Genomic DNA, 8,942 nt, shown 5'->3' on the forward strand with positions numbered 1-8,942 from the left:
ATGGTCCGGCTCCGGCCTGGACCGATGCCCAGGCGGAATGGTGCTCGCCGCACCCGCGGGATGATCCCGGGGCACCGTTCGACGTGCGCCTTTGGATCGACTGCTCCCCGCAGTGGTGGAGATGAGCCCGGGTACAGCGGTCACCGGGCCGCACGGGACATCTGCTCCCGGCACCTACGGGGATGGTCTCCAGCTCACTAAATGAGCCGACGGGCACGCGGAGTGCTCCCAGCACTGGCGGGGATGGCCCCGTGTCCGCGGACGTCCAGGCTTTACTTGCCGTCTGCTCCCCGCACCCGCGGGGATGGTCCCGCGACGAGGATGGCGACCCAGGACTTCGTCCTCTGCTCCCCGCACCCGCGGGGATGGTCCCGAAAAGGGGTGCCTCGTAGGGTGTTTGCGTGTGCTCCCTGAAGCCATTCCCCTGTGTCGCCGCCGAGGTCGAGCAGCCGTGGCTTGCCCTTCCGCATGCCGCGTTCCAAGAGGCGCGGACCGAGTCGTCGTTGAGCGGGGACTTGATCGGGTGCTTGGCAAGAGCGATGCGGGAGATCTGTTCGCGATTTACCGGGGCAGCGTGTCAACGGCGGCGCGTGTGCACCCCATTTGCGGCGAACTCCCGTTCCACACAGGACAGTCGACGCCTTTTGTCCGGACTGGGACGTGGGCCGCGCTGTCGGAGGTGGAACGCCGGGAACAGGCTGCCCAGGAGGGGGAGTTGCAGGCCGCCCGGCGTGAGGAAGTAGCGGGCGAGCGGGAACGGGCGGCGCTTCGCCGGCGCCCTGGTGGCGCTCGGCGCGGAGGGCGAGGACCTGGTCGACGCGGAGCGTCTGCTGGCCGTGGACGACGAGGAAGCGGACGAGGCGCAGATCCAGTCGGCGGCCGAAGCCCTGCGTGCCCGCCGCCCCGAGCCCCGGACCGGGGGCGGCGTGCGTTAGCGTGGCGGGTGTTAACGGCTAGCCCCGTGCTGGTTCGTGCTGGTTTTTGAGGTGCAGTGGGGGGAAACATGCAGGTCAGAGCGATTTCATGAAATTGCTGCACAAATTTTCGGGACGCTGCTTACCATGACTGCATCGATCTAGACAAATGTGCAGGTCAGGGCGTTGTGGGGTCGCCTGAGAGGAGCTCGCTGGTGATGCCGGTGCTGGTTTGGTGCTGACCTGTGGGCACCCCTCGTCATCCCTGGTGACCTGTCCCGTGCTGGGTGTGTGCTGGGTCTTGTGAGCTTCGCCTAGGTGGCGGAGTGAGGTCTGGAGGCCGCCATTTCAAGTCGCTTACGTAGTGAATGTGGTGGGGCGGAGAGTCGTCTGCCTCACCACATTCACATTTGGCGACCGGGTTTGTGCTGTTCTGGTCGTGTGCCCCCGTTGGTGGCGGATGGGGCGGCACTCTGTGCGTGTGGATACACAGAACATCGGTGCTGCCTTCTCGGCGTTGGGGGCGGTGTTGTCGGGGGTGGCGGCAGTTGCTGCGGTGATGGTGGCGCGATGGCAGACCACGTTCGCACGCCGGGTCGCTTTGGAGGCGACGTACGCGCAGGCGGCAGTGGAGCGGGAGTTGCGGCTGGAGGTGCAGAGGGGGGAGGCGTGGACGGTGTTTTTGCGCACCGCAGATGCGTTCGTTGACGGAGTGTGGAGGTTGGGGGATATCGCCCCTGAGTTTCGTGTGGAAGTGCTTCGTGCGAAAAGTGAGGCGCTGGCGCAAGCGTGCTCGGGGCTGAGGATGTTGGGACCGGATGGTGTCGTTCGGTATGCCGAGGCGATGCGTGAGCGGTGCTCGCGCATGGAGCGGTATGCCGTCAAGCGGGCTGTGGTGCGTACAGCACTGCTGGCGTTACAGGAAGGCTGGTGTCCGGGGAATGCGGAATATTGTCAGTCGCATGCTCATTCCTCCGCGTGGGTGGCCTACGAATTGCTCGAAGGCTGGGGGGATCGCGACGAGGATCAGCGTCCTGACGATCTCGATTTTCTGGAGTATCTGATCAGGGAGGCCGGTGCGCTGAACGACCCCGACCTCACGCGGCTGCTCTCCGTCGCCCGTTCCCCCGTGTGCTGGGAGTTACTGATCGCCGAGGACGGGTGGCTGCAACCGCGCACTGGGTTCTATGAGGAGCGCGACGCGTTCACCAGGGCTGTCCGCGATCATCTGGAGGGATCTGCAGGGTCGCGTAGCCATGCCGTTGTGGGCGGGTAAAAGGTGTCGCAGGTGCCGGAATTGACACCTCCAGTGCGTCGACATGCACCCGATGACGTGTCACGTGGAGTGCAAGCATTGCTGTTCGCAGGGAAACCGCCGCTTTGAACGGAACACCTCCAGGGTGGTGGGGCGCAGAGCGGGTGAAGCCGATCGGGACGACCGAGTACGGAGCCACCCCCATTGACGGGGAGCAGGGAGGCGTTGCGCTGACGAAGGTAAGCCTCTCTCGCCTACTCTGGCATGGTGACGCGGAAAGCATGGATGATGTGCTCACATGACCCCGACGCGTGGCCGCTGCTCATCGACGAGACCTTCTGCCTCAGTGTGTTGCGGCCGGCGGACAGGCCTTGGGGTCCCTGGCCTGGCCGGTCGGTGTCTCACACAGTGTGGGTGGCCTCGCAACGTCCGGTGAATCTGCCGGCATCGTGCGGTCCCGAGTTTCAATTTGTCGACCCGGAGGGACCCCCCGGGTGACGATCTCGACGTGGACAGTACCCAGGGTTAAGCGCGGCGAAGCTCACTCGAAGTACTGGTCCAGAAGCTCGGACGGCAGCGGCGACGGCGTCGCGTTGTCCTGAAGCTCCTGCACGAGCTGGTTGTAGTACGCAACGTCGTGCGGCTTGAGGACGTAGTCCTCGATCTGTCCGTCGGGCTGGGGTGCCTGGAGCGTGAGCGTACTGTCGCTGAGCGTGCCCTTGAGCGCGGTCCCTCCGATCTCGAAGTCGACGGTCAGCGTGACGCGTTCGCCCCTGACCGTCCCGGTCACCTTGCCGTGCCGGTGCGTGACGTTGGCGCCGTCCGCCTCGCTGGTGTCGAGAGTGCCGGTGACCGTCGTCCCCGACGTGTCGGTCTCCAGCATGGTGACGGAGTTGTAGTCCTCGCCGACGAGCGTGTGCGGCAGCCCGTGGGCGCCGTCCCCGGCGAGGCCGCCGGCGCCGCAGCCGGTCGTCGCGAGAAGGCAGGTGAGGGTGGCGGCGAGCGCCGCGGCTCTGACGTGCATGGGTCCCCCAGGGGTGAGGGCGCCACCGTAGCGCGCCTTGCCACCGCGCCCAGCTGGTTGGGCGCACCGTGATGACGACGTGACGCGGGTGCCTCAGCCGCCTCCGTCAGCCGTCACTGCCTAGCTTTATGAGGATGGCCTCCCAAGGTTGCCGTAATGACTGGTCACTGCATTTCGTCGCCGGATTCCTCGGCACGATGTCCGTGATGGCGGTACACCATTTCGTCGGGATGCCGTGTCACCCGTGCCAGCCGCCAGGCCGCGTCGTACGACATGCGGTGCGGTTCTTGAGCGCGTAACCGCAAGGCGAGGAGGCTGGTTGCCGGGTCAAGCAGCCAGCGCAGGGCAGTCGGCCTCATCGCTCAGTGCTCGTCCCAGCGAGGGAGTCGGGCACGCCCCTGTCAACACTGCTGCCAGGTGAGTCGGTGGTGGCCGGGTCATCCGATGCCGGCCAGGGGGCATCGGTCCATCCCATTTGTTCTGCGATGGAGCGCACGGTGGTGGTGAAGCGCGCGTGCTGTCCTGGTTCGTTGCCGAGTTTCTCCCAGACGTACAGGACGGTTCGGGCGATGCGTTCGGCCTTGGACTGCATGTCGTCGCCCGTGCCGACGAGCGGGAGGATCTTCTCGTTGAAGGTCTTCCAGTCGAGGGCATCCAGCTGGTTCAGGTGGCGCTCCAGCCACCACATCCGTGTGGTGTCCGGGATGTTGAAGACGGCCTGTCGGAACAGGTCGCGGCGTTCTTGCTCCTGTTGGAGCTGAAGCGCCACGTCACGCAGGGCGTCCTGGAACCTCTGTGCCCGGACCGCGTCCTCCTTGGTGAGCATCAGGGTGATACGTGCTTTCAGCCAGAGTCCCGGGTTGTCCTCCGAGGTGTGCCAGTGGGCAGTCGCGAGCGTGAGATTTTGCTGTGCGGTGTCGAGTTGTTCGGGACGGTGAGCCTGGGTGATGCCGCGTCCGAGTGTGTCCAGGGCAAGTTGTGCTGCAGCTCGGGCAGAGGCGGTGCCGTTGGCTCTGGTGTGGGCGGGCGCCTGGTAGGTGAGGGTGCCGCGGGCGCAGAAGCGGATGCCGGGCAGGGAGGTCGGCCACTGCGACCGGATTCGGCAGCGCCGTCTGCTCCACCAGGGGGTGGGTCCGGGGTTCAAGGAGCCGATTCCTCCTTGGACGCCTGGTAGCGGTTGGCTGCCTGTACCAGGACGTCCGTCCAGAACGGATGGATGGCCGCTTCCTCCGTCACCATGAGGCGGTCCAGACGGGGGCGCAGGCTGGGTGGGGTGAAGATGTCGGCGAGCACGTCGAGTAGGCGTTCCCTGCGCTCGGAGTCACCCTCGAAACGCTGATGCCACTGCTTCAGTTGTGAGAGGGCCACGTCCACGGCGTCGTCGGTCAGCAGCAGCTTCTGCCATGCGTGGACGATGTGCAGGCGGGTCTCGGGACTGTTCGTGTCGAGGATCAGGTCCGTTCCCTCGCCGCTGGAGACGAGGGCCAGGAAGGCACCGAGGGTCTGGCGGCGCAGGTTCACATCCTCGGGGCGGCGTTCCATATCGCTGAGCCATTGACCGACGGCCTTGTGTACCTCCGCCGGCCGGTGCACGGTCAGCTCGCGGAAGGCGTTGGCCAAGGTGACGGAGCCGTAGTCGGCGCGGCCTGCGGCCTTGCCCAGCCTGGTCAGGGCGAGCGTTGGATACTCAACACCCCAGGTGCCGCCGCAGATCTCGATGACGAGCTCGACCTTGGTGACGGACGGGCTCCTGGCATCCATCCACGTACGCAGACGGTCCCTGACGTAACGGCCGAGTTCGGCGTCGCCGGCGGCTTCGGTCAGCGCCTCCACGGCCAGCCAGCGTCGGGCGCCGACGAGGTCGTCGGCCAGGCCGTCGAGGATGGTCCGCTCGTGGCGGTCCACCGCCAGGCGCAGCAGGGCCTTGGTGACCAGGCGGGCATCCTCTTCCGGAATGAGCCGGTCTGCGGCGATGCCGATAGCCCAGGAGCGAAGCAGCTCGTGCTGGGTGGGGAACTCGTCCCACAGATGGCGCAGGATGGCCGAGGGCAGCCCGCTCTTCTTGACGTCGTGGAGGGCCAGGTTCCCGTTGCTGGTGACTTCCGCCGCAGTCAACCTACTTGTGGTCGTGGCGTCCGTCAGGACGTTGGCCGGGGTGCGGGCAAGTCCCAGCCTGGTCAGGAGGTTGTCGGCTGCCCTGATGACGGAACTGCGCTGCCCTCCGTGTAGAAGGGCACTGGCCCAGACGGTGACCCGGATGGACAGCAGTTGCGCGTCGCTCTGACTGGTTCGGTCTTTACGCAGGAGCCTTTCGACGTCCGTGTGCCAGTCGCCGAACTCGGTGATGATGGCCTGGATCTCCTCGGGGCCCGACGCCTGGATGAGCTTTCCGGCCAGAAGCCACGCCGCGCGAGCGGACGGATTGGCTTCCCAGATGCCTGTGAAGTCGGTCTCGTTAAGCCAGGTCACCCGCTCGCCTCGGTGGTGGGCGGTGAGTTCCGCCGTCACGAGTGCCCTCGCGTCGGGTGATTCCAGGCGGATGGTGAACGGCAAGGTGGGTTCGGCCCAGTGGCCGAACCAGTCCGCGGGGGTGGCCAGGATGACGAGGAAGGAGTCCTTCTTGCGGAGGTCCTCCCCGTGGCGGACGAGGTCACTGCCCAGATGGTCCTCGGGTTCCTCGGGGAGATCGGAGAGATCGAGGATGTACCCGGCCGCACTGTCTTTCGGCAGCGGCTGCACCGACGGTTTGGACCACTCCGGGTCGAGTTCGAACAGGGCCAGAGGCCTGTTCGTGACGGTGCGCAGCAGGCGAACCGCGGCCGTGCGGCGGCCGGTGCCTGGTGGTGCGCACAGGACGACGATGCCGTATTCGTCCACGTGCTTGGATGCGGCTGCCCAGGGTTCCGTGGTCCGCGGTGGAACAAACCGGCCCTCCTGGCTCGCCTTGTAGGCCGGGTCGGTTTCGGTGATGGGGACGGGGATGACCTGCTCACCGTTCAGGTGCAGGTTGTAGGCCTGAATGCCCCGCTCCCCGTAGTGACGGAAGTTCACCGGGGCGGGCTGCGGCTGCCCGTCCCGCTGGCCGTCCTGTGGCTGGAGCGTCGCTTGTGCAGGCCCGTGGGGCTCGGCAGGCCTGGTGTGCGGCGCGGCGGGTTCGATACCGTTCTGCGGTTCCTGCGCGTCGTCGGTCATCGCTGCCCCCGTCCCACGCCGAAGTGGTTGTAGGCCTGGACGCCGTCGGTGCCGTGGTGGGTGAAGTTCACGCTTCCCGGCGCAGGGGTAGCTGCCAGGGGCGGCGGTGCGGACGCGGAGGCCTCAGGCTCTTCGGCGACCGGTTCCGCGGAGTCGACCGGTTCGAAGATGGAGGGATCCGCGAGGGCCCAGTCGAAGCCGGGGATGTGGACATAGGCCGGCTGTCGGAACTTCTTCACCTTCACCAGGTGCTGGACGAACTGGGCGGGCAGGGCGTCGCCAATGAGGCATCCGCTGTCGAAGACGTCCTCGTACACCCGCTGCGAAAGGATCACTGCTGTGTTGGTGATTTCCGGGTTCGCGCGGTTCAGCACCGCCCGGAGCGTGTCATCGTCCAGCAGTCGGTGGGTGTGCACCATCGGCCTGCCGAGCCCTGTGTGCGGTAGCGGGCCGACATGGATGCTGACCCTCAGCTGCAGGGGCACATCTCCTGGTGCCTCGGCGCGGCGGCGCGAGAGAGCGTTGCGCAGTGCGTTGGGGAAGCAGCCAACCAGTGCGGGCAGAACCTCCGGGTCCATGCCGGCCACGTATCCGTCGCCGGTGTGCTGGCCGAACATCCGCCGCTCCCAGTGAGCGCTGACGTTGCTGGCGCTGAGCGCCTGCGCCAGCAGGGGCGGGATGTCGGCGTTCACCCGCTGCATGCTCTTGCTGTCGAGCGCACTGAAGTTCCGGGCGTCCACGGCCAGGACGGCCCGGTAGGGCCACAACGGCTCCCAGGACGGCAACATGCGCCGCTCCTCTCTCACATGAAGGTGTGTGTCGCCGCGCAAATCGCGGCGAACGCCACCCTCGTGGAGAGCCGAAAACGCAATAGTCCAGCGTTGGACGGTACGGGGGTGCGGTGGGTCACATTGCGGGGGTTGCGTTCGTGCGGCTCTTGCTGTCGGGTGGCTCCTCGCCCCGGGCGATGGCCCTGAGACGGTCTACGTCTGTGATGATCAGGCGCCGACGGCCCAGTGCGAGGATGCCGGCGGCCTGAAGCTCGCCCAGGGCTGCCAGTGCGGATGAGCGGCGCATCGCCGCCATCGTGGCCAGTTCTTCACGGGGCATGCCTAGTTCGACCAGGGTGCCGGTCGTCCCCTGGGGGTGGCCGACTTCGTCCGCGAGGTGACTGACCACCCGGGCTACACGGGCGAGGGTGGGCAGGTGGACCAGGTCAGCTCGTAAGCGTTCGTGGCTGTTGAGTCGCTCGACGGTCAGTTGGTAGATGACCGTCTCCAGACGGTGGCGTTCCACGTAGCCGCGGAAGGCATGAGCGGGCAGGACGACGCCGGTGCAGCGGCGTGCTGCGGTGACGGTGGCCGAGCGGGGGCGGTCGAGCAAGGCGCCCATTTCCCCGAGGACTTCGCCCGGCCCACGCAGCATCAGAGTCAGTTCGTCGCCGCCCTCATTGCTCTGCGCGACCTTCACCAGACCGTCGACCAGTGCGATCACGCAGTCGGGCGACTCTCCCTGGGCGAGGAGCACGGTGTGGGACGGGTAGGTCCGCCGGCGTCCGCGCTCGATCAAGTCGCGCCATACGTCGGCGGATACCAGGGAGCGGAAGTTCATCACGGTGCCCTCCCGGTGTGTCATGCGACCACGGTCGCCAGGCCGAAGGCGGCGCAGCCCGCGACCGCCAGCATCAGCGACCACTGCACCCGGCGGTGCTTGGTCCAGGCGATCTCGCTCATCACCACAACTTGCCGGGACAGTGACGGCAAGGGATCTTTGTCCCGCAGCGCTGCTTCGAGCACTGCCGGTTCCAGGTGCCGGAGGTGCCCGAAGTACAGGAAGTCGTCGCTGGTCTCCGGCCCTCGTCGCTCCTTGCGGAGGTTGGGCGAGATTGCCCAAGCCGCGCAGCTGACTCCGGCCACCATGAGCAGGACCCCGACCCACAACAACAGCCGTGGCACAGCGGAGTCGAGATCACCTGCCGCTCGCCTGGAAGTCGCAAGCAGCCCCAACACGGCCAGCGCCGTGGACTGCATCGTCAGGGCAAACGACGCTTTCGAATCAGCCTTGGCCGTCCAATCCGCCACAGCTGCCTGAATACGCCACGCGGTTTCCGTCGGCTCATCCGCCATCTAGCCAGCCCCCTAGCTGCAACGGAGCGTTCACTGCCACCCCGGGCTGAAGTCTGGGCACAGTAAGCAGACGGAAAACCTACTTATGGCAGTTTGGCCGAGAATGGGCTCTTCGGCGTGGAACTAGACTCCCAGGTCACGGTGGCGGAACGCGTTCGCTGACGAGGCCTGCCGGAAGAGGTCCTTCCCGGTGGTGGTCACGTCGACCACGGCGTCGACGCTCCAGGTCCATGGACTTCCCTGGCGGCCGAGGGGGATGAGCCATCGGCGTCGGCGAGGTGGCCCACGGCCCCTGACCCCGCCTGCTCTACGTGCCCGGGATATCCAACCGGGACTTAGTACTGCAACGGTGCTTGTTCTGATTGCTGGGCAGTTTCAGGGACTGTGTCCGCGTCGTTTGTAGTGGCTGATGCGGGCTTGGTGTTGGCGTC

General features: G+C 66.6%; 8 protein-coding genes. 2 read left to right on the forward strand and 6 right to left on the reverse strand.

Features of this window, described 5'->3' with window-relative positions:
- Positions 1 to 782: 782 nt before the first annotated feature.
- Positions 783 to 935, forward strand: a complete 153-nt coding sequence (locus tag ACWDAG_RS35485; protein WP_450699660.1) for a hypothetical protein — start codon at positions 783 to 785, stop codon at positions 933 to 935.
- Between the two features lie 460 nt (positions 936 to 1,395).
- Entirely contained in the window at positions 1,396 to 2,190 is a 795-nt protein-coding gene (locus ACWDAG_RS35490) for a hypothetical protein (protein ID WP_450699661.1), read from the forward strand.
- Between the two features lie 520 nt (positions 2,191 to 2,710).
- Here ACWDAG_RS35490 and ACWDAG_RS35495 read toward each other — a convergent pair.
- The 6 genes from ACWDAG_RS35495 to ACWDAG_RS35520 form a co-directional block, all read right to left on the reverse strand.
- Positions 2,711 to 3,193, reverse strand: coding sequence for a hypothetical protein (locus tag ACWDAG_RS35495; RefSeq protein WP_450699662.1), 483 nt, complete (start codon positions 3,191 to 3,193; stop codon positions 2,711 to 2,713).
- A gap of 355 nt (positions 3,194 to 3,548) precedes the next feature.
- Positions 3,549 to 4,337 carry a hypothetical protein gene (locus ACWDAG_RS35500; RefSeq protein ID WP_450699663.1) on the reverse strand — a complete coding sequence of 263 codons (789 nt, stop codon included), beginning with the start codon at positions 4,335 to 4,337 and terminating at the stop codon, positions 3,549 to 3,551.
- Positions 4,334 to 6,385: a hypothetical protein gene (locus ACWDAG_RS35505; RefSeq protein ID WP_450699664.1), complete on the reverse strand. Its 2,052-nt coding sequence runs from the start codon at positions 6,383 to 6,385 to the stop codon at positions 4,334 to 4,336. Before ACWDAG_RS35505 ends, ACWDAG_RS35500 begins: the two co-directional genes overlap by 4 nt.
- Complete coding sequence (locus ACWDAG_RS35510) at positions 6,382 to 7,173, reverse strand: hypothetical protein (RefSeq protein WP_450699665.1); 792 nt, start codon at positions 7,171 to 7,173, stop codon at positions 6,382 to 6,384. The genes ACWDAG_RS35505 and ACWDAG_RS35510 overlap by 4 nt, the downstream gene beginning before the upstream one ends.
- 118 nt (positions 7,174 to 7,291) lie before the next feature.
- Positions 7,292 to 8,020, reverse strand: coding sequence for a Crp/Fnr family transcriptional regulator (locus ACWDAG_RS35515; protein ID WP_450699666.1), 729 nt, complete (start codon positions 8,018 to 8,020; stop codon positions 7,292 to 7,294).
- Complete coding sequence (locus tag ACWDAG_RS35520) at positions 8,017 to 8,511, reverse strand: Pycsar system effector family protein (RefSeq protein ID WP_450699667.1); 495 nt, start codon at positions 8,509 to 8,511, stop codon at positions 8,017 to 8,019. Before ACWDAG_RS35520 ends, ACWDAG_RS35515 begins: the two co-directional genes overlap by 4 nt.
- Positions 8,512 to 8,942: the final 431 nt, after the last annotated feature.

Source organism: Streptomyces sp. NPDC001157 (genome assembly GCF_053598255.1).